We start from the raw sequence: 21,067 nt of genomic DNA, 5'->3' as shown, positions 1-21,067 counted from the left end.
ACGATGCGCCTGGATACACCGGAGAACCGAGAGCAGCCTGTTGCGGCAGAACTGTCAGCTGTTGTGGCTGATGAAGAAAGCTGTAGGCCACTGCATGCTCGGTCCACGGTGTACCAAGGGCGTATCTGGAACGTCGTCTCAGACACGTTTTCACTGTCTGCTGACTCCGCACCTTTAACCCGGGACTATATTGATCACCCGGGAGCAGTAGCCGTTGTTGTCCTCAACGAGCACAACCAAGTGTTGTTGCTGCGTCAATACAGGCACCCTGTCCATATGAACCTGTGGGAGATTCCTGCCGGATTATTGGACATTGAAGGTGAAGACTTTGTTGTTGGTGCGGCCCGTGAACTCGCTGAAGAAGCCGATCTGGTGGCAGGACAATGGCATGTGCTCACCGACTTCTTCAATTCGCCCGGCTCCTCCAGCGAGGCCATAAGAATTTATCTGGCCCGCCAAATTACGGAGGTACCAGAAGACCTGCGGCACGTGCGGACCGAAGAGGAAGCTGAAATTAAGTTTGCCTGGGTTGACCTGGAAGAAGCGGCAGCCGGCGTCCTGGAGGGCCGCATACATAACCCATCCGCCGTCGTCGGTATCTTAGCTGCTGCACAGGCGGTTCGAACAGGGTTCTCCACGCTGCGCCCCGGCAATGCGCCTTGGCCCGAGCACCCGTCCCAGCGGTGACGGCCTCCGGCGCTGCCGGCTCAACGGCATCCAGTGCCGGAGCACCAGATTCCGGGACCTTTAGGGGTGCTACCTCGCCGTCACCTTCGTCAAGAGTGAGCCCGCTGCCCTCAAGCTCGCTTCCTCCCACAAAGCTGTCTCGCGCCATCGCAGATTATCTACTCCATGTGGGTGTTGAACGTGGTCTGGCCCCCAACACTTTGGCGGCTTATAGGCGAGACCTTAGACGGTACGAAGATTTTTTGGTGTCTGCTCACGTCAGTGAGCCCGCCCGTGTTACGAGACATCACGTCAGCGAATTTGCACAAGGACTCTCCGACGGTGCCGACGGCGGATCCACCCTCGGATTAAGGTCTGCGGCCAGAACCATCGTGGCGGTCCGTGGTTTGCACAAATTCTGGGCACTGGAAGGTCTCAGTGACGCAGATCCGGCGGCGGACGTTCATCCGCCACAGCCGGGTAGGCGGCTGCCCAAGGCCATCAGCGTTCATGACGTAACGCGTATCCTTGAGGTGGCCGGTACGGATACCCCTTCCGGGCTCCGCGATGGGGCTATGCTTGAATTTTTGTATTCTACTGGTGCCCGTATCAGTGAAGCCGTTGGCCTCGATATCGATGACCTGGTGTTGCCTGACTCTGTGGAGGACGGGCCCTCACTTGTCCGGCTCTTTGGTAAGGGCTCCAAGGAACGTATTGTGCCGATTGGTTCCTATGCTCTGCGGGCACTGGAAGCGTATTTGGTGCGTGGCCGGCCCGTTCTGGTGGCCAAAGGCCGAGGTACGCCGGCGTTGTTCCTCAATGCACGGGGTGGGCGGATAAGCCGGCAGAGTGTTTGGACAATATTAAAAGTTGCTGCCGAGAAGGCGAACGTCACTGTGGATGTCTCACCCCATACACTTCGGCATTCATTTGCTACGCACCTGCTTGAAGGTGGTGCAGATGTACGGGTGGTGCAGGAATTGCTGGGACACGCTTCAGTGACCACCACTCAGGTTTATACACTTGTCACCGCGGAAACCCTGCGTGAAGTGTATGCCGCCGCACACCCGCGGGCTTTGGGCTAGCATCCGTGGGTTCCTAGAGCCACCAGAGCTTTTGGAACCCACGGATGCTAGCTCTTGGAGCTACCCACACTCTAAGACGTGACAGCCAGTGCGTCGATCTCCACCAGCATGACCTCGTGCGGGAGATCAACGAACACTGTGGTGCGTGCTGGGAGTGCGCCGCTGGGCACATTTTTCCCAATGAAGTCGCCGTAGACTTCGTTCATGGCAGGGAAGTCCGCGCGCGCGGTCAGGTAGATCCGGAACATAATGACGTCCTCCACCGAGCAACCGCCTGCTTCCAAAATGGCCTTGACGTTTTCTAGTGTGCGGCGAGTCTGGGCGCGGACGTCGCCGGCTCCAACGTACTCGTTGATAGCGGGATCCATAGGGCCCTGACCGGAAACCTGAAAGAGGCCTCCTTTCTTGACCCCTTGCGAGAAAACATGGGCCGGTGCGGGCGCGTTTTCAGTAAGGACAATGGTCTTTTCACTCATGGAGAGTTCCTTTCGTTGATGGTCCAGCCCAAATCCCTTGAGATGGCTTCTGTTCCGTTCATAAGAACGGGCAATAATTTCAGCAAGTCTTCATAGTCCAACAAGACCACAGGGACCGAAAATGAGGCAGCTCCTACTACCCTGCCGCTGGCATCCCTGATGGGAGCGGCTATGCAGTGCACAAACGCCTCGTGCTCGCTTTTGTCGTGCGCCCAGCCTTGCTCATGTACAAGAACTAGCTCTGCCAGTAACTCCTCAGCCGAGGTCAGGGTGTTCTCCGTCATTTTGGCGTAGTCCAATCCCGCAGTGATATGTTCCTGTCGGGAACGGGACATATCAGCGAGAATAACTTTCGCGACGGCCGCTGAGTGGAGCGCTGCGGTCAGCCCGATCCGTGAATACATGCGAACCAGGTGGTGTGATTCGTACTTATCCGTGTACACCACCTCGGCGCCTTCCAGCTCAGCAAGGTGGACGGTATGCCCTGTTAGATCATTCAGTTTAGTGAGATGTGGGCGGGCCACTTCACGCAGCTTCCGTTGCTCCAGCGCACGGGAAGAAAGCTCAAAGAGTTTACGCCCCAATTGAAACTCTCCAGCCGCGTTACGGACTAGAAAATGTTCCGCTTCCAGGCAGTGCAACAAGCGCATAACGGTTGTTTTGTGCACTGCAGATGCGCTGGCGAGCTGGTCCAACGTGGCAGGCTGCTCAGCCAGCTGTGCCAGCAGATCAAGGGCGCGCACCAAGCTCTGACTCACAGTGTACTTCCCGTCAGCGTGGGGGATTCGATCCGGCCGGGAGAGACATGGGTTGCAGCCCATTCCGCCTCGGAACAGGCCAGAATGTGCTGGAGTATTTCCTGCGCAGGAAGTGGACCCCGGTCGCCAGGAACGGTGAGCGTGCAGGCTGCACTAAGGTGCCCGCGTCGAAGGGAAGAACGCTGATCAAGACCAAAGAGCATGCCACTAAGGTATCCCGCTGCGAAAGCATCGCCAGCACCCACGGGTTCCAGCACGGAAACAGAAAGGGCGGGTACCTCAACCCTGTTGCCATCATGCAGAAGCGCTATAGCAGACGTGTGGGCGTTTTTGAGGACAATCACGGAGGGCTCCGGTAGCAGTTTGCGGAGTTCGACTTCGTCATCGGTACCGAAAGCGAGCAGGGCCTCATCAGCGCCCACCAAAACGACGTCGGACTTGTTGGCTAAGAAAGCAAGAACAGCCTTATCAGCACTTGCCCAGAGAGCTTCGCGCCAGTTGACATCGAAGGAGAAGAGCCTGTCATTGCGAGGTGCGCTCAGAACGGCCGAAAGCATCTCCTGACACTGTGGTGCCAGAGCCGCCGTGATACCGCTGAGGTGGATGAGTCCCGCTGACTCGACGAGATTGGAAATCGCTGGGTTGGTCAACATGGCCGGGCTCATTGCCGAGGCCGCGGAACCCTGACGGTAATACAATACGGTGCCCTCCTGGGAGGTGTGCTCTGGTCCGGGCGGGACAGCCGGGACCTTGACATACAAGCCAGTGGGGAGTAGGTCGTCGACCTCTACGCCGTTTACACCAACTCCATGTGCTGCCAGCTCGTTCAGGATACGCGTGCCAAAACCGTCGCGGCCAACGCGGCCAACCCAGTGGGCTTCAACCCCCATGGCAGCCAAGCCCATGGCCACGTTTGACTCGGCGCCGCCCACCCCGTAGAGGAGCTCAGCGGCCTCTGACAAGGGCACATTGTTAGTTGGAGTGAGCATGGCCATTGTCTCCCCGATACATACAACTGAAAGCATGAGCCTTCTGCACTTCCTCTCACTGACTTAGAGCGCTCGTAGTTCTGTGGCTGTCCGTTTTGGTCCCGGCAATCGCCGGGGACTGCTGCGAGAGCCGTTTATCACGCATGGGTTGAATCTACGGTGCCGAGCAATTGCTGTCTTGACGGGTGAATAGAGACCATGTTAGACATGTTCTTGGTGAGTTTGCAACTAGCGTTGCAACATACGCAACGGGGCTAGGTGCCGAGCCCACGAAAGGAAGCAACAATGTCCAACTCCGTAGCATCAAACCGTAGCGCTACAACGGCGGGCATCGACTCCGCAAAAGTGGAGGCCCTAGATACCGTGGAGCTTGGCTGGCAACACAAGGCCCTTCCAGCCTCTTCTCACGGCATGAGTGCCGGAGCGTATGTTGGCTCGGGCGTGGCTCTGAGCAATTTCCAAACACCCTTGGTGACTCTGGACGCCGACGCCATGGATGCTAACGCTGAGAAGATGGCCACTTGGTGCGCCGCACACGGGGTGTTGCTGGCCCCGCATGGCAAGACCACCATGGCTCCGCAGCTGTGGCGTGAGCAGTTGGACGCTGGCGCCTGGGGGATTACGCTGGCCAACGCCTCGCAGCTACGCGTGGGGCACGCTTTCGGGCTGCGCCGGGTGATGGTCGCCAACAGCCTCACCGACCCGCAAGCCATCACCTGGTTGGCCGCGGCCCAAGGACCAGACTTCTCTGTGGTTTCCTGGGTTGACTCGATGGAAACCGTCGCCTTGCAGGAGACGGTGCTTACGAGAGTTTCCGGTACCGTCCCCTTGCTGGATGTCATTGTGGAACTAGGTGCCGCCGGAGGCCGAACGGGTGCGCGTACCGTGGCTGAGGCGCTAGAAGTTGCTCGAGCGGTCAACGCTGCCACACATCTGCGCTTGGTGGGGGTTGGCGGTTATGAGGGCTCCTTGGCACATACTGCTGACGCTGATGCTCTCACGGCTGTCCGTCGCTACCTCGGGAACATCAAAGAGTTGCATGAGCAGTTTCTTGCCCAAGACCTGTACGCTGCTGGCGCAGATGTGATCGTGACGGCTGGCGGTAGCGCCTACTTTGATGATGTTGTGAGCGTACTCGGTGACTGTGCGGTGACGGCCAGCACTAGTGGTCCTGAACGGGTTGACGTCATCATCCGCAGCGGAGCGTACATGGTCCACGACGACGGCTTCTACCGGGGCATCTCACCATTTTCCCGTGCGGACCAGGAGACCTCTGGGCAGGCTCCTTTCCTCTCGGCCATGCACGCCTGGGCTCGGGTTGTTTCCCGACCGGAACCAGGGCTTGCCATCCTTGACGCAGGGAAACGGGACATGCCCGTGGACGAGGGGTTGCCTGAACCGCAGCTTTTGGCTCGTTCGCTCGGTGGGGAAGCCAGCGCGCTTGCCGGGGCGTCCATCAGTGCCGTCAATGATCAGCATTGCTTCCTGCGGTTCGATCCGGCCACCACAACGGTGAATATTGGTGATGTTCTTCGCCTCGGGCTCTCCCACCCCTGCACAGCCTTTGATAAGTGGACGCTCATCCCCGTACTCGCCAACTCCGGCACCGACTACCGCGTTGTGGATCTTATCCACACGTTCTTCTAAACCGTGACACGAGAGAGCAGAACCGTGCGGACCATCATCGCCAATGCCACCGTTGTGGACGGCAGCGGCGCACCCGGCTACAGTGCCGACGTCGTCCTTGAAAACGGCACAATCCTGCACATCGCCGCCCCTGGCACGTACGCAGGGGAGCCGGGAGCCCTCGATGCCAGCGGACTGGTGCTGAGCCCGGGGTTCATTGATATGCATGCGCATTCGGATTTGCAGCTGTTGGTGAATCCCCAGCACTACGCCAAGCTCAGTCAGGGTGTTACCACTGAGCTGTTGGGCCAAGACGGGCTGTCGTACGCGCCCATCGATGACCTCACCCTGGCGGGTGTCCGGCAAAAGATCGCTGGCTGGAATGACAACCCCGAGGACTTTGACTTCAGCTGGCGCACGGTGGGGGAGTACCTCGACCGGCTCGATGAAGGTATCGCCACGAACGCCGCCTACCTCATCCCGCAAGGCACAGTCCGGGCCATGGTGCGTGGCTTCGGTGACGGCGAAGCGACCCCTGCGGAGGTTGCGGCCCAGCGAAGCGTCATTCGCACGGCCATGGAGCAAGGCGCTGTGGGGATGTCCTCCGGGCTGACCTATACGCCGGGCATGTACGCCACAACCGAGGAACTAGCACAGTTGTGCGCCACAGTGGCAGAATTTGGCGGCTTTTACGCACCGCACCACCGCTCCTATGGCAAGGGCGCACTGGAAGCGTACGACGAAATGATCGAACTCAGCCGTGCCACAGGCTGTGCGTTGCACCTCTCCCACGCCACCATGAACTTCGCCCCGAACAAGGGCCGTGCCCCGGAGCTACTCGGGCTGATCGACAGGGCGCTGGAGGACGGGGTGGATATCACTTTGGACACCTACCCGTATTTGCCCGGTGCCACAACGCTGTCAGCCATCTTGCCTAGCTGGGCTTCGGCGGGAGGCACCGAAGCAACACTGGCGCGCCTGCGCGATCCAGAGACGGTGGCACAGATCCGCGAAAACGTGGAAACTTATGGATCCGACGGGTGTCACGGCGTCGTCGCAGAATGGGACACCCTGGAAATATCCGGCGTGAAGAACCCGGAACTGGACTCCTGCGTGGGAAAGACCATTGCGCAGATCGCCTTGGAAACTGCAGTGGAACCCTTCGAAACGTTCGTGGATATTCTGCTGCGCGATTCGATGGCCACAGGCATCCTCCAACACGTGGGACACGAAGAAAACGTTCAAGACATTATGGTCCACCGCACCCACTGCGGTGGTAGCGACGGAATCCTTGTTGGCGCTAAGCCCCACCCTAGGGCATGGGGCACTTTCCCACGTTTCCTCGGCCACTATAGCCGGGAACTGGGCCTACTGAGCCTAGAGACGATGGTTCACCACCTCACCGGACGGCCTGCCGAGCGGCTGAAACTCATCAAGCGAGGACTGATCCGCGAGGGCTTCGCCGGCGACCTTGTCCTGTTTGATGCCGAAACCATCAACGCCACCGCCACTTTTGAAAACCCGCGCCAAGCCGCTGCAGGTATCCACTACGTCTTTGTCAATGGCATCGCCGCCATCAAGGCAGGAGCACCCACGGGTGCCCTCGCCGGCCGGGCGTTGCGCCGCACTACAGAAGGGACCCTCTCCACCCCATGAACAACACTGAATTCATCGCCCGACTCGAAGCAGACCGCACCATCGCGGTGGTCCGCGCACCCGAGATCGCCGACGCCGCCGAACTATGCCGAGCCCTCGTGGCTGGCGGCATCAGCGGCGTCGAGCTGACCTACACCACCCCGAACCTGCTCAAACACGTGGCCCGCGCCGCAGAAACCGTGGCCGATCACGGGGCCGTTGTCGGGGTGGGAACAGTCCTGACCGCAGAGCAGGCCAGGGCCGCCATCGACTCCGGCGCCCAGTTCCTGGTGACCCCGGGCATCCGTCCGGAAGTGGCCCACGTGGCCGTTGCTGCAGGGATCCCGTTTGCCCTCGGTGCACTGACGCCCACCGAGGTTGCCATGGCCCTTGACCTAGGCTCCGCCGTGGTGAAGATATTCCCAGCAAGTGCCATGGGTCCGACCTACCTGAAGGATCTGCAGGGCCCCTACCCAGGTATCAAGCTGTTGCCTTCCGGCGGGATCAATGCAGCCAACGCCAAGGACTTCCTCAACGCCGGAGCACTTGCGGTCTGCTGCGGGACCGCCGTGGTCCCGCCCGCCGTTGTCGCCGCAGGCACGTGGACGGATATCACCGCACGCGCCGCAGCGTTCAGCAGCATTCTCTAACCAACTCTCCTCTTTTGAAAGTCGTTTCATGACTGATTTCATTACCTGGCTGCACCATGATACGGCCGGGCTCTTACTCCTGGCCGGTGTGGGAATCGCCGTCCTGCTGGTCCTGATCATCAAGATCAAACTTGAACCTTTTATTGCCCTGCTGGTGGTGGGTGTGCTGGTAGCACTCGCTGGAGGCGTGTCGGTTGAAGACCTTGTCGGCTCCGCCACCAAAAGCTCCGGAGCCCTGATTGAAAAGGGTTTCGCCGGGATCCTCGGTCACATCACCGTGATCATTGGGCTGGGCACCGTGCTCGGCGCCATCTTGGAACGTTCAGGAGGAGCTGAAGTACTGCTGGGCAAGCTTGTGAAACTGTTCGGCGAAAAGGGTACACCCTTAGCCATGGGCATCACCGGCTTCCTGCTAGGGATCCCCGTGTTCTTCGACATCGGTATCTTTGTGCTGGCCCCATTGGTCTATGTGGCAGCCATCCGTGGCGGAAAATCACTGGTCCTGTATGCCTTGCCGTTGCTGGCAGGACTCTCCGTCACCCACGCGTTCCTGCCACCACACCCCGGCCCGGTCGCCGCTGCCGGTCTGTTCCACGTCGATTTGGGGTGGATCATCATTATGGGCCTTGCCTGCGGTATCCCTGCTTGGTTCGCCTCCGGTATTCTCTGGGGCACCTGGATCGGCAAGCGGGTCTTGGTCAATGTGCCGCCAGACAATGTCATCCCCGAGTCTGAGGCTGCCAAGGTCATGGGTGAACCCGCCCTTGGCACCGTCATTTTGGCGATCGGCACGCCCATGATCTTGATCTTGGGCGGCACCTTTGGAAACATTTTCCTGGCCGACGGCGGCTTGCGTACGGTTTTGCAATTCTTGGGCAACCCGGCCATCGCCTTGACTATCGCCGTGCTGTTGGCCATGTGGTTGTTGGGCACTCGTCGCGGAATGACGCGCGAGGAATTGGCCGAACTCACCTCCACGTCCCTGCGGCCGGTGGGTATGATCCTGCTGGTGGTCGGTGCTGGCGCATTCTTTGGTGCGGTTTTGGGTGCAACAGGAGTGGGTAACGCCGTCGCTGATTCCTTAGCCACCGCTGGGCTGCCGCTGCTGCTCTCGGCATTTGTCATTGCCTCCGGTTTGCGCATCGCCCAAGGCTCGGCCACTGTTGCGATCGTGACCACCGGTGGGATCCTGGCACCGAGTGTGCTGGCTGCTGGTTATTCACAACCGCAGTTGGCCTTGGTGGTGATGGCCATCGCTTCTGGTTCAGTGATCGCCAGCCACGTGAACGACGGCGGTTTCTGGATCATTTCCAAGTACTTCAACATGTCAGTCAAGGACACTCTCAAGACCTGGACCGTGCTAGAAACCGTCCTCTCAGTAGTGGGCTTCGGCATGGCGGCGCTGATCTGGCAGTTCGTCTAGCCGTTCCAGAGGTTTTTTAAGTACGACGGCGGGCGTTCCCTCAAGGGGGCGCCCGCCGTCGCACTGTCAATGGCTATTGTTCAGCCATGGTCTATTTCGCCAGTTGAGCGGCCGCCCGGCGTGAGCCAAGTTTGACGGAGATTCGCAAACCCACATCGGCTGCCATCGGCCCCACCTCACGTACTTTCGCGGGGGTCATGCGCGAGGTCAGGGATGACACGCTCAAAGCGGCGACCACCACGTCGTCGTGGTTGAAAATGGGGGCGGCGACACAGCGCACCTCGGGCTCGTTTTCGCGGTCATCAATGGAATAGCCACGACGCTTGACGGCGCCCAGCTCCATCCGAAGCTCTCCGGGGTTGGTGATGGTTTTGGACGTGATGGGAGCCAGCGGAACTGACAGGATGGAGGACACCACTTCTTCCGGGCTATAGGCCATGATCGCTTTGCCAACGGCTGTGCAATAGGCCGGCATGGTGGCGCCCACCCGGGAGGCCATGCGCACGGTCGCCTCATCCTCCACTTTGTCCAGATAGACCACATCGTGACCGGATAGGACCACCAGATGGACTGTGTTGGCGGTCTTACGCATCAGAGCACGGAGCTCTTCGTTGGCGGCACTGCGCAGGTCCAGAGAGTCCAGATAGGACTGTCCTAGACGGAGGCTGCCAAAGCCAAGGCGGAACTTTCCCGTGACCCTGTCCCGTTCGATCAGGTGCTCATCGATCAGCGGTGCGGTGAGCCGAAGAACAGTGCTTTTGTTCAGCTCAGTAATTTCGGCCAGGTCGCTCAGAGCCAACCCTTCTGGATCTGACGGTTGTTCAGCCACCACTGAAAGGATGAGCAGGGCCTTGCGCAGCGACGAGGAAGAGTTTCGCTTCTCACCGACAAGCTCTATGGCGTTCACAAAGCACCTGCCGTGGATGCTGTTTCCTGGTCATAGTCGCGCATCCAACCGGGGATACCAGGGCGTTGCTGCCACGGATGGGGGCCATCGAGCGGACGGAACTCCACACCCATAGCGGACAACCTGGCCAAATGTTCGGTACTGAGTCGACGCAGGAAATCGGAGTAATCCCGGGTATCCGGGTTGGACCAAAACACTTCGGCAATAGCACTTAGACGCGGGTAGGTAGCGTAGTTGACGCGGCGGGCGTTGGGCAGGTGTTCGGTCCAGATATTTGCTTGGGCACCTAACAGCTGGCCCGGGTATTCTCCAGCAGTGGTCTGCGGCATCGGGTCAAAGTCGTACACGGCCTCCAACGTGGTCACGAAGCCTACCGGCACGGGTTCGCCGTCGCCGTCGGCCTGACGGTGGTCAAGGTAGAGCTTGTGTTCGGGACACATGACCACGTCGTATCCCTTGGCTAGGGCGTCGAGCCCGCCTTGGTAGCCGCGCCACGAGGCGACCAAGGCGCCATCGGGCAGACCGAAGTCGCCGACCTCATCCCACACGGCAGACTTGCGCCCGTGGGCATGGAGGTGCGCGGCTAATTGGCCCACAAACCAGCCATGCAGGCCCGCTACCGAATCGTAGCCAAGCTCCGCCGCCTTCTGACGGGCCACGGGACTGGATTCCCACTGGTTAAGAGGAACCTCATCCCCACCCAAACCAATCCACGGCGACGGGAAGATGTCTATGACTTCATCGAGCACGTCTTGATAGAAATCTACGGCGAAGGCTGTCGGTTCCAACACGTTGGGGTTGATGCCCCAGCGGGTCCACACCTCTAGGGTGGACCAGGGCAGGCCCAGCTCAGGGTACGCGGCGATGGCTGCCTGGCTGTGCCCGGGAACATCAATTTCCGGGATGACGGTGATGTTGCGTTCGGCGGCAAAGGCCACGATCTCACGCAGGTCATCTTGGGTGTAAAAGCCGCCGTGGGGCTGGCCGTCCTGCAGTCCTGCCCGCCAAGCACCAAGGGAGGACTCTCTGCGCCAGCCACCAACCTCTGTCAACAACGGGTATTTGTTGATGTGGATGCGCCAACCCTGATCGTCGGTCAAGTGGAGGTGCAGCACGTTGAGCTTGTGCATGGCGGCCACCTCGATGAAGCGCAGCACATCATCTTTGGGCTGAAAATGCCTGGCTACATCCAGCATGACGCCGCGGTAGCCAAACCGCGGTTTGTCAGTGACGGTCACGGCCGGCAGCTGCCAGCGCACTCCCTCCTGGTCGGAGGGTGTGATGGGTGCTTGGCGGAACGCGCGCGCACCCAGGAGTTGCAGCACGGTCTGTGCCGCATAAAAGGCCCCGGCCTCCGATGAGGCTGCGATGCGCACGGTGCCATCCACGCGCAACTCGTAGCCTTCGGGCGGTTGTGCACTGTCGAAGACGAACTCCACGGTGGCTCCGGTCGTGTTGCCGGTGTTTCCGGTAGTTGTTGCAGCGAAGCTTGCGGGGGCGGCACCCGCGGTGGCCGCATTGGCGGAGGCGGCAACCGGCCACGGCAGGACTGTCAGCTCCCACCCGGTGGTAGCTTCTAGCGCCCGCCCCAACCAACGCCGCGCCTGGGTGAGGCGGGGATCGGCGGTGAGTGACGACGTCGAACATAAGAGCGCAGGATGAGCCGCAATGCCTGAGGTGGGCGAGGCAGCAACGATTGACCAGGGTGCGGGGACCACAGTGTGCGAAAGCATGAACAACCTATCTTTGTGGATGGGGCTAGCCCTTGACGGCGCCGGCGAGACCGGACACCAACTTGCGTTGGACGGCAATGAAGAAGATCAGCACCGGGATGGTCATGATCACTGATCCTGCCATGATGGCGCCCCAGTCGTTTTGGTCCGGTTTGAAGAACGTGAGCAAGGCCATGGGCATGGTGGAATTTTCTTGCGCGGAGATGATGAATGTCTTCGCAAACAAGAAATCATTCCACGTGGAGATGAAGGAAAATACCGAACACGCCACCACACCCGGTGCCACGAGGGGGAACAGGACGGAACGGACGAACCGGAAGCTGCTGGCGCCGTCGAGCTTGGCGGCCTCCTCCAATTCGATCGGAACGGCCGCAACGAATCCGCGCAGCATCCAAATCGCGAAAGGGATGGAGAAGCCCATATGTACCAGGATCAGCGAGCCCAGATGGTTGAGCCCGATGACCGGGATGACATCACCAAAGCCTTTGAACAGGAAGAACAAGGGGATGGTGAGGGCCTCGATCGGCACCATTTGCGCGACCAAGATAATGATCAACAATTTGGTGCGCATCTTGAAGTTATAGCGGGTCAGGGCAACTGCCGCCAAAAAAGCGAACAGGGTCGAGAGCACTACCACTGAGAGGGCAACGGTGAGTGAGTTCAGAAAATACTGGCCGAAGTTGTTCACGCTCAGCACGCGGGCAAAGGAATCAAAGGACGGTTCGAGGGTGAACGGGGTGGAGTCGCCGGCATCCAGCGCAGTCTTCGGCTTCAGGGCGGAGAGCAGCATCCAGTACAGCGGGAACGCCACGAATGCGGCGATCAAGACCCCCACGAGGTTGTACCCGACGCTCTTCTTGGGGCGTTTAGCGGCAGTTTTTGACCCACGATGGGTGGGCGGCGTCGGAGCTTTTGGTTCTAGTTTGAGCGCGGTCACAGGACCTCACCGCTCCTTTTGAGTAGTCGTAAATACACCAGAGTGATGACGAGCAGCATGAGGGTCATGATGACGCCAATCGCGGAACCGAGGCCGTAGAGGCTTGCAGCGAACGCCTGCTGATAGGAGTAGACGTTCAAGACCATGTTCTGCCCGGCAATGCCGCCACCGTTGGTCATGATGTAGATTTGCGAGAAAATTTTGAAGTTCCAGATGATGGACTGGATAGTCACGATGATGACGATGGGGCGGAGTATGGGCAGCATGATCGAGTAAAAGATCCGCGGCATGGAGGCGCCATCGAGGCGTGCAGCTTCAATAGTCTCCGTTGGCACGGCCTGGATTCCCGCATAAATAGTCACCATGACGAACGGGAATGAACACCACACCACTTCGCTTGCAACGAGACCGAATGCCGACCATTTGTCATAGGTCCAGGAATAGTCCATGAACTGCGAGAGGCCAACGCCGGTCAACATTTTATTGATCAGACCCTGGGTCGAATCAAAAAGGAAAAGCCAGACGGCGCTACCTGTTACTGCGGGGGTGGCCCAGGCGCCGAGGGAGACGGCAAAGAGGACGGTGCGCACCCACGGGCGTAACCGGGTCGCAAACACTGCCAGCCCGGCGCCGATCAACAGGGTCAAGATGACGCAGGCCGAGGCGAAGATGACGGTGTCACGCAGTACCGTCCAGAACTCCGGATCCTTCATGAGGATCGCATAGTTCTCCATGCCGGTAAATTTAAGTGGTGCATTGCCACTGACCTGAGCCTGCCGGTAGTCGTAGAGCGACATATTGATGAGCTGGTACAGCGGGTAGCCCAGCAGGGCGATGAGGACGATGAGTGCGGGAGCAAGATACAGCCAATGCTCCACACGGCTCACCCCGCCGCGTCCCTTTTTACGGGGAGGCGGCGGGGTGAGTAGACTCTCGTTCTGCGCGGAAGGCGGCGCAGGGACGTGAAGTTGCGTGGTCATTAGATCCGACCCGCTATGTGGGGGGAATGCATTACTTGGCCTCGAAGATCTTGTTCATGGCGGCAGCAGCGTCTGCTGATGCCGTATCGACGTCGGACTTGCCGGTGACGATTTCTTGGTACATCCCGGTGAAGATGCCCTTGGCGTCAACCGTTGACCAAGTGTCAGTGATCGGCACAAAGTTGGTGCCAGCGGCGATCGTGTCGATGAATGGGGCCACATAGGCGTTGGCGTCGGAGACGTTCTTTTGGACGTCAGTGAAGGTGGGCAGGTTGCCCATGGCGTCGAACATGGCTTGCTGTGACTTCTTGCTGGCCAGTGCCTTAACGAAGTCGGCTGCCAGAGTGTGACGCGTGGAGCTTTGGAAGACGCCGAGGTTATTGCCTCCGGCAAATGCCGGTGCGATGGAACCTTCAGTGATTCCGGGGACCGGAACCACAGCGAAGTTGTCTTTGAATTCGCTTTCGGCAATGGCCTTGTAGTTGAAGTCGCCACCGATGGTCATGGCTGACTTGCCAGCAATGAACTGCTGGACGCTGGCGTTACCGCCAAATTCGGCGCAGGTCTGCGGTGGGCAGATGTCATCCTTGACCAACTCCGTGTAGGCCGTGATGCCGGCGCGGGAATCGGCGCTGTCCAGTGCAGAGGTAAAGGTGCCGCCGGCTTCGGTGGCGATGGCGCCGTCGTGGGCCCACAAGTAAGGCAAAGCGGAGAATTGTGAGGCGCCACCAACGGAGATGCCCAAGGTGGTTGGGTTCTTGGCACGGACGGCGCGGGCCACTGTGGCAATCTCAGCCATGGTCTTGGGGACTTCGACACCGGCATCCTTCAAAAGGTCTGTGCGGTAGTACAGGGCGCGTACGCCAACAAACCATGGCACGCCGTAGTTCTTGCCATCAATGGCGGTGGTGGCGAGAACCTTCGGGTCCAGGTCTGTGCCTTCGTCCCATTCTTTGATGTCAGCGCTCATGTCTGACAGACCTCCGGCAGCAACGTAGCTGGCGAGATCGGTGTTGCCAAACTCCGCCACGTCGGGGGCGCTGGAAGGATCGTTGAATGCTGCCTTGAATTTCTCTGCCCGCGTGTCCACCGGGATGTATTGGACGTCTACTGTGACGTCGTTGTGGGCGGCTTCGAAGTCTTTGATAGTTGCGTTGACCACCTCTGACTTGGGATCCTGGTTGACCTCAGAGAACAGCCAGACACGCAGAGTGCCAGTGGCCTCGTCCTGGGACGAAACTGCGTTGTTCGACGTGGGGGGAGCACAACTGGTCAATGCCATGGCGGCGAGGGCTGCCACGGCAAGAGTGCGTGTGTATTTCATAAGTCCTCCATAAAAGTAGTAAGCGATGAGGTCATGCCTGAAGTTGTTCCTGAGGGCATGAATAGACCATAGAAGTAGGGCTTGGCCACTTTGAAGCGATACCTGCAAGTGTTTTGCACTGCAAAAGCAGAGTTTGCTATTTGATACATCAGCCGAAAGTGTGATTCAGCTCTCCGGTTGAAAAAATTTCAATCGATATTTTTCTGTTGGCCGCGTGGAGGGGCCTTAGGTGCTGGTACGTGAAGGATTTGCTTGCCGGATGAGGGATGTTATTGGAAACAATGGAGGGTTATTCGTGAAAAGCCGTCAAATAGCTCAAATCGTTGACTGACGGTTCGGCTTGCGCAGCGATTCCCGCATAGGCTGGTCGGATGAGTGCACCCGTAACCCTGTGTTTTTTGCTCCGCAACCACAACGCCGAGCAGCAGGTGCTGCTCGGCGTGAAAAAGACCGGCATGGGTGTTGGCAAGGTGGTTGGTATTGGCGGTCATGTGGAAGCCGGGGAAAGTGTTGTCCAAGCCATCTGCCGCGAAGTGGACGAGGAAACCAGCATCGGTATTGCAGCCATGGACCTGATTCCCGCCGGCACAGTTGAGTTTATTTTTCCGGCCAAGCCGGTATGGGACATGTTCACTACTATTTTCTTATGCAGAAAATATACTGGCAGTGCTATCGAGAGTGATGAAATCAAGCCGCACTGGTACAGCGTGCACAACCTGCCACATGCTCAGATGTGGGCTGACGCCAGCCATTGGTTGCCAGCCTTTTTGGCAGGGGAGGGAGGTCACTGGCGAGTGGTGCTTAATGACGACAATGAGACCGTCTCCGAGAGTACTCACATGCTCTCCCCAGCCGATGCCGACGAATCTTTGCGAGGCAGCTAACCGGGGCAGGTATCCGAGAAAAAGTTAGGGTTTAGCCACTGTCAGCAGAAAAGCTGAGTCCTCAACGGCATCAACACTGTGGCGTGCCTGCGGGACCACCAGGTGATCTCCTGGGGAGCCTTCCCACTGAACGTCGCCGGCGTTGAGTCGAATCCTGCCGACAAGCACCTGAACGGTGGCTTCACCGGGGTTGTCGTGCTCATCCAGTGATGCTCCTGCGCTGAGGGCCACAAGTGTCTGGCGGAGAACCCGCTCATGGCCGCCATACACCGTTCTGGCACTGCGGCCGCTGCTCTTAGTTTTGGCGGAAGCCATGAGTTCGCGGGCTAGTGCTGTCAGCGATGACTTTTCCATGATGCTCCTTGAAAACTGCGTGGTGGTCTGGGTGTTCTCTTCACAGTACCTTTGAATGGCGTTAAACACGGTTGAGGTTGGAGATCGTGACGCCTATTCGTCCCTCATAGGCGTCACGATCTCCAACCTCAACGTACAAGGTGCAGCTAACTTACGTGTCGCTCAGCCACACCGTTGTAAGCGCTCAACGGACGAATCAACGCATTGGCAGCGCGCTGCTCCATGATGTGTGCCGTCCACCCCGTGATGCGGGCTGCGATGAAAATAGGCGTGAACATCTCGGTGTCAAAGCCCATCAGGTGATACGTGGGACCGGCAGGGTAATCGAGGTTGGGCTTGATGGCCTTTGCCTCTTCCATTGCCTGCTCTAGGCCGTCATACAAACCCATCATTTCCGGGCGGTTGTAGTGAGCCACCATCCGCTCCAACGCACCCTTCATGGTGGGAACGCGTGAGTCACCGTTTTTATAGACACGGTGGCCAAAGCCCATGACCTTCTTCTTCTGCGCCAGGGCATCTTCCATCCACGCCTTGGCACGTGCGGCGGCCTCTTTGCGAGACTCATCGGCATTGATCCCGATCTCGTTAAAGGTGTGCATGACAGCCTCATTGGCGCCGCCGTGAAGGGCACCTTTAAGAGCGCCAATGGCGCCTGTCACGGCCGAATGCAGATCAGAGAGCGTGGAAGTGATGACTCGGGCCGTGAACGTTGAAGCATTGAAGGAATGCTCCGCGTACAGCACCATGGAGACACGGAAAGCATCCACAACCTCCGGGGCCGCTTCCTCACCAAAGGTCATCCACAAGAAGTTTGCCGAGTAGTCCAAGTCGCTGCGCGGTTCCACTACCCCTAAACCACGACGGCGGCGCTGGTCATAGGCCACCACCGAAGGGAACTGCGCAAAGAGTGCCTGAGCCTTCTCCAACTCCGCTTCCGGGGATGAGTCCTCGGCGCGAGGATGGCGAGCACCCAGAACAGAAACAGCAGTCCGGCCCACATCCATCGGGTGGCAGTGCAGCGGCAACAGATCGATCGCGGCTTTGAGGTTTTCATCTAAGGCACGATTACTCCGTTCGAACGTCTCAAAAACGTTCAGTTCCTGTGCAGAGGGTAATTCGCCGGTCCACAGTAGCAGGGCTACCTCTTCAAAGGACTTGTTAGCGGCCAGTTCCTGTACCGGATAGCCGCGATAGAGCAGCGAATTGGAGTCGGGGTTGACCTTGGAGACAGCGGTGTAGTCCGCAACCACCCCAGCTAGACCTTTGCGTACTTCTTCTTCACTCACAGTGTGCACTCCTTCTTCTAAACGACATTGTTGACCTAGAGGGTTGCGTTGTTGGTGGCAATATCCAGGCTGGGAACCTGGAAGTTGAAAATACCCGCATCAAATTGGTTATACGCCTCATAGTCAACCAGATCATAAAGGCGCGCGCGTGTGAGCATCTGGTCCACCGCCGCTTCCTGGGTCCCATCCGCGCTGATAGCGTCCAAAACCCGCTCGGCTGCCCCCATCGCGCTGCGTAACAAAGTGACGGGGTAGATGATCATAGCCACCCCGGCGGCAGCCAGAGCATCCTTTGTGAACAGTTCACTTTTGCCAAACTCCGTCATATTGGCAAGGACAGGTACATCAACTGCCTTGACGACAGCTTCGAATTCGGCCACGCTCTTCATGGCTTCGGGGAAGATGGCGTCAGCGCCTGCATCGACGAGTGCCTTAGCCCGATCGATCGCAGCATCCAGACCTTCCACGGCACGAATGTCCGTGCGGGCCATGATCAAAAAATTTGGATCGCGACGGGCATCAGCTGCGGCGGCAATGCGTTTGACAGCTGTCTCGAGGTCAACCATATTTTTACCATCAAGGTGACCGCAACGCTTGGGGTTGAACTGGTCCTCAATATGGCAACCAGCCAACCCGGCGTTTTCCAACTCTGCGATGGTGCGGGCCACATTCATGGGCTCGCCAAAGCCCGTGTCAGCGTCAATCAGGCAGGGCAGGTCAGTCATTCGGGCAATCTGTGCGCCGCGGGTTGCCACCTCGGTCAGCGTGGTCATGCCAATGTCCGGCAAGCCCAGTTCGTTGGCCAGGACGGCGCCTGAGATGTAGACGCCGTCGAACTTTTTCTCCTCAATGAGGCGGGCCGAGAGCGGGTTGAAGGCACCAGGGAACTGGCGGGCCGAGCCCGGGACCAGCATGGCACGCAGGTCCCGGCGCTTCTCTTCAGCGGTTTTCTTGGAGTACAGCATCTTAGAAGAGCCCCTTGGGTGCGGCTGCCAGATCCACGACGCCAGGAGCTGCCAGGATGTTCAACTGTCCCAGTTCCCCGTTCGTTAGGTTGGGCAAATTCTCTGCTGCCGTGATGAAGCGGCTGATCTCAGCTTCCTCCACCAGACCAGCGGCCAGGGTGCGGAATTTGTTGATGTACTGCTCACGGGCGAAGGGCCGGGCGCCCAGTGGGTGGGCGTCGGCCACTGCGATGGAATCCGTAATGACGCTTCCGTCATTGAGGGTGATTTCCACTGTTCCGCCAAAGGCCTTCTCGGCGATATCGAGGGAGTGGTACCGGCGCGTCCACTCGGCGTCCTCCTCCGTGGTTACCTTGTGCCACAGCTCTACGGTGTCGGGGCGGCCGGCACGCTCGGGGGAGTAGGAGTCAACGTGGTGCCAAGCACCATCTTGGAGGGCCACGGTGAAGATGTACGGGATGGAGTGATCGAGAGTTTCCCGTGATGCCGTGGGGTCGTACTTCTGCGGATCGTTGGCGCCTGAACCAATCACAAAGTGGGTGTGGTGGCTGGTCTTGATCAGCACGGAGGCCACGTTTGCCGGATCGGTGGCCTCAGGGTGCTCTCCATGGAGTTTGCGGGCAAGGTCAATCCAAGCCTGAGCCTGGTACTCGGCAGAGTGTTCCTTGGTGTAGGTGTCCATGATGGCGCGCTTGGCTTCGCCCTCGGCCGGCAACGGCACCGTGTACTGGGCGTCGGGGCCATCCAACATCCAAGCGATGACACCGTCTTCGCCTTCGTAGATCGGTACGGGGGAGGTCTGTCCACGCATGGCACGGTCAGCAGCCTCAACGGCCATCTTGCCGGCAAATGCGGGGGCGTGCGCCTTCCACGTGGAGATCTCGCCCTTGCGCGACTGTCGGGTAGCTGTGGTGGTGTGCAAGCCCTGACCCACAGCTTGGAAAATAGTTTCAACTTCAAGGTTCAGCAGTGTGCCAATACCTGCCGCGGCGGAGGGGCCGAGGTGGGCAACATGGTCAATCTTGTGTTTATGCAGGCAGATTGATTTGACCAAATCGACCTGGATCTCATAACCGGTGGCAAGCCCACGAAGCAAGTCAGCACCGGAGGCTCCGGTGTGCTGGGCGACGGCGAGGATCGGCGGGATATTATCGCCTGGGTGTGAGTACTCGGCTGCGAGGAAGGTGTCATGATAATCCAGCTCGCGGACGGCCACGCCGTTGGCCCAGGCCGCCCACTCGGGAGAAACCAGCTCTGCAATGCCGAAAACGTTGGCGCCGGAGCCTCCGGTGGAAGGAGCGTGTGCAAGTGCCTGAGCACGGGCGGCAACGATCGGGCCACGGTTCAAGGAGGCAATCGCCACGGAGGCGTTGTCTATGACGCGATTAATGATCATGTCTGTGACCTCGGCGGTCACGGGGACGGGATCGGCGGCGACCTTGGCGATCTTGTGTGCAAGCTGGTCCTCGCGGGCCAGGTTCTCATCGCTCTTGTAAACGCGGACAGTGTGATCAATTGTCATGGTGTTCCTTTCGCAGGGTGTGTCAGAAATGTGGAAGCTCTAGGGGTTTGTGCTCAGTAGGTGACGCAGACTGTTATCCAGATGCATAGTGGTGGCAGCGCTGGCAACAGTGGGGTTGCCATTGGCAATTGCCAAGGCGATCGCGGCGTGCTCACGAGCCGCATCGCGCAGTCGTGCTGGGTTGTCTTTACCTAAACGCCGTACACGTACCAAGTGCACTCGTAGGTTCTTTAGCGCTAGATTCAGGTAGTGATTGCCAACCGCAGCGTCCACTGCAGCATCTAAGTCACCCGCCAGCTGGTAGTAATCAGTGCGGGTGGGGTCATCGGAGGTGATGAGCTCACCGGCGTTGGCAAGTTGTTGATGCAGGGTCCTGAAAATGTCAGGGTCACAGCGCTGAGCAGCCAGTTCAGCTGCACGGCACTCAAGAGCGGAGCGGAGCTCGAAAAGTTCACCCAGATGGTCAAGTGAAATCTCACTGACAACCATCCCACGCCCACTTTGTGGCTCAGTCAACCCCTCAGCGGTGAGTTTTGCCAATGCTTCACGGATGGGAGTACGGGAGACGCCCAAGCGTTCGGAGAGTTCAACCTCTCCCAACACTGTGCCAGGAGTCAGGTGCCAGTTGATGATGTCGGTGCGCAACGTGACATAGGCCCGTTCACTAGCTCTCATGACCCCTCCTTTAGCTCTTCCTGACGTGCAATACAGCAACAATACCCCCTTATTGTATACAATGAACTGGGCATTTGGGCAATATCCACGTAAAGTTAGCTAAAATAACGCCTAAAAAAGGTTTTGTGTATACATTAGGGCTTGTTATGGGTCAACCTACGCATGTAGCATGGCTCACATCACATCAACGTG

Annotated in this window: 20 protein-coding genes; 7 read left to right on the top strand and 13 right to left on the bottom strand. The window is 58.8% G+C overall.

Annotated features, from left to right (window positions below; translation table 11 throughout):
- The first annotated feature begins 3 nt into the window (after window positions 1–3).
- Both QMG40_RS13765 and xerD read left to right on the top strand, forming a co-directional pair.
- Window positions 4–687, top strand: coding sequence for an NUDIX domain-containing protein (locus tag QMG40_RS13765; protein ID WP_283531642.1), 684 nt, complete (start codon window positions 4–6; stop codon window positions 685–687).
- Between the two features lie 95 nt (window positions 688–782).
- A complete protein-coding gene (gene xerD, locus QMG40_RS13760) occupies window positions 783–1,751 on the top strand; it encodes a site-specific tyrosine recombinase XerD (protein ID WP_283531641.1) in 969 nt (322 codons plus the stop codon).
- Between the two features lie 71 nt (window positions 1,752–1,822).
- On the opposite strand, the gene QMG40_RS13755 is transcribed toward xerD, so the two are convergent.
- The 3 genes from QMG40_RS13755 to QMG40_RS13745 are packed head-to-tail and all read right to left on the bottom strand — an operon-like array spanning window position 1,823 to window position 4,010.
- Window positions 1,823–2,227, bottom strand: coding sequence for a RidA family protein (locus QMG40_RS13755; protein WP_283531640.1), 405 nt, complete (start codon window positions 2,225–2,227; stop codon window positions 1,823–1,825).
- The gene (locus QMG40_RS13750) at window positions 2,224–2,985 is read right to left on the bottom strand and encodes an IclR family transcriptional regulator (RefSeq protein WP_283531638.1); all 762 of its coding nucleotides are present in this window, start codon (window positions 2,983–2,985) and stop codon (window positions 2,224–2,226) included. Before QMG40_RS13750 ends, QMG40_RS13755 begins: the two co-directional genes overlap by 4 nt.
- Window positions 2,982–4,010: a sugar kinase gene (locus tag QMG40_RS13745; RefSeq protein WP_283531637.1), complete on the bottom strand. Its 1,029-nt coding sequence runs from the start codon at window positions 4,008–4,010 to the stop codon at window positions 2,982–2,984. Before QMG40_RS13745 ends, QMG40_RS13750 begins: the two co-directional genes overlap by 4 nt.
- Before the next feature lie 249 nt (window positions 4,011–4,259).
- On the opposite strand from QMG40_RS13745, the gene QMG40_RS13740 reads away from it, so the two are divergent.
- Genes QMG40_RS13740 through QMG40_RS13725 form a run of 4 tightly spaced genes read left to right on the top strand, consistent with a single transcriptional unit; the run spans window position 4,260 to window position 9,308 of the window.
- A complete protein-coding gene (locus tag QMG40_RS13740) occupies window positions 4,260–5,621 on the top strand; it encodes a type III PLP-dependent enzyme domain-containing protein (protein ID WP_283531636.1) in 1,362 nt (453 codons plus the stop codon).
- 24 nt (window positions 5,622–5,645) lie between these two features.
- Window positions 5,646–7,256, top strand: coding sequence for an N-acyl-D-amino-acid deacylase family protein (locus QMG40_RS13735; protein ID WP_283531635.1), 1,611 nt, complete (start codon window positions 5,646–5,648; stop codon window positions 7,254–7,256).
- A complete protein-coding gene (locus tag QMG40_RS13730; protein WP_283531634.1) occupies window positions 7,253–7,885 on the top strand; it encodes a bifunctional 4-hydroxy-2-oxoglutarate aldolase/2-dehydro-3-deoxy-phosphogluconate aldolase in 633 nt (210 codons plus the stop codon). Before QMG40_RS13735 ends, QMG40_RS13730 begins: the two co-directional genes overlap by 4 nt.
- Before the next feature lie 28 nt (window positions 7,886–7,913).
- A complete protein-coding gene (locus QMG40_RS13725) occupies window positions 7,914–9,308 on the top strand; it encodes a GntP family permease (protein ID WP_283531633.1) in 1,395 nt (464 codons plus the stop codon).
- 91 nt (window positions 9,309–9,399) lie between these two features.
- Here the strand turns inward: QMG40_RS13725 and QMG40_RS13720 are convergent, their stop codons facing one another.
- The 5 genes from QMG40_RS13720 to QMG40_RS13700 all read right to left on the bottom strand — a co-directional run bounded on the left by QMG40_RS13720 (window position 9,400) and on the right by QMG40_RS13700 (window position 15,189).
- Window positions 9,400–10,215: an IclR family transcriptional regulator gene (locus QMG40_RS13720; RefSeq protein WP_283531632.1), complete on the bottom strand. Its 816-nt coding sequence runs from the start codon at window positions 10,213–10,215 to the stop codon at window positions 9,400–9,402.
- Window positions 10,212–11,948 (bottom strand): beta-N-acetylhexosaminidase, encoded by a 1,737-nt coding sequence (locus tag QMG40_RS13715; protein WP_283531631.1) that lies wholly within the window; start codon window positions 11,946–11,948, stop codon window positions 10,212–10,214. The genes QMG40_RS13720 and QMG40_RS13715 overlap by 4 nt, the downstream gene beginning before the upstream one ends.
- A gap of 25 nt (window positions 11,949–11,973) precedes the next feature.
- Window positions 11,974–12,783 carry a carbohydrate ABC transporter permease gene (locus tag QMG40_RS13710; RefSeq protein ID WP_459253016.1) on the bottom strand — a complete coding sequence of 270 codons (810 nt, stop codon included), beginning with the start codon at window positions 12,781–12,783 and terminating at the stop codon, window positions 11,974–11,976.
- 98 nt (window positions 12,784–12,881) lie between these two features.
- Window positions 12,882–13,865 carry a carbohydrate ABC transporter permease gene (locus tag QMG40_RS13705; protein ID WP_283531629.1) on the bottom strand — a complete coding sequence of 328 codons (984 nt, stop codon included), beginning with the start codon at window positions 13,863–13,865 and terminating at the stop codon, window positions 12,882–12,884.
- A 31-nt stretch (window positions 13,866–13,896) separates the two neighbouring features.
- Window positions 13,897–15,189 (bottom strand): extracellular solute-binding protein, encoded by a 1,293-nt coding sequence (locus QMG40_RS13700; protein ID WP_283531628.1) that lies wholly within the window; start codon window positions 15,187–15,189, stop codon window positions 13,897–13,899.
- Window positions 15,190–15,560: 371 nt separating this feature from the next.
- On the opposite strand from QMG40_RS13700, the gene QMG40_RS13695 reads away from it, so the two are divergent.
- Complete coding sequence (locus QMG40_RS13695) at window positions 15,561–16,073, top strand: 8-oxo-dGTP diphosphatase (RefSeq protein ID WP_283531626.1); 513 nt, start codon at window positions 15,561–15,563, stop codon at window positions 16,071–16,073.
- Window positions 16,074–16,097: 24 nt separating this feature from the next.
- Here QMG40_RS13695 and QMG40_RS13690 read toward each other — a convergent pair whose 3' ends face one another.
- The 5 genes from QMG40_RS13690 to QMG40_RS13670 all read right to left on the bottom strand — a co-directional run bounded on the left by QMG40_RS13690 (window position 16,098) and on the right by QMG40_RS13670 (window position 20,875).
- Window positions 16,098–16,427 carry a cupin domain-containing protein gene (locus tag QMG40_RS13690; protein WP_283531625.1) on the bottom strand — a complete coding sequence of 110 codons (330 nt, stop codon included), beginning with the start codon at window positions 16,425–16,427 and terminating at the stop codon, window positions 16,098–16,100.
- 146 nt (window positions 16,428–16,573) lie between these two features.
- Window positions 16,574–17,713 carry a bifunctional 2-methylcitrate synthase/citrate synthase gene (locus QMG40_RS13685; protein ID WP_283531624.1) on the bottom strand — a complete coding sequence of 380 codons (1,140 nt, stop codon included), beginning with the start codon at window positions 17,711–17,713 and terminating at the stop codon, window positions 16,574–16,576.
- 35 nt (window positions 17,714–17,748) lie between these two features.
- Complete coding sequence (gene prpB, locus QMG40_RS13680; RefSeq protein WP_283531623.1) at window positions 17,749–18,678, bottom strand: methylisocitrate lyase; 930 nt, start codon at window positions 18,676–18,678, stop codon at window positions 17,749–17,751.
- A 1-nt stretch (window position 18,679) separates the two neighbouring features.
- Entirely contained in the window at window positions 18,680–20,200 is a 1,521-nt protein-coding gene (locus QMG40_RS13675) for an MmgE/PrpD family protein (protein WP_283531622.1), read from the bottom strand.
- Window positions 20,201–20,239: 39 nt separating this feature from the next.
- A complete protein-coding gene (locus QMG40_RS13670) occupies window positions 20,240–20,875 on the bottom strand; it encodes a GntR family transcriptional regulator (RefSeq protein ID WP_283531621.1) in 636 nt (211 codons plus the stop codon).
- Between the last annotated feature and the right edge of the window lie 192 nt (window positions 20,876–21,067).

It is taken from the genome of Arthrobacter antibioticus (assembly GCF_030063205.1).
In the GTDB taxonomy this organism is placed as follows: domain Bacteria; phylum Actinomycetota; class Actinomycetes; order Actinomycetales; family Micrococcaceae; genus Specibacter.
This window is presented reverse-complemented; position numbering and strand designations above follow the sequence as displayed.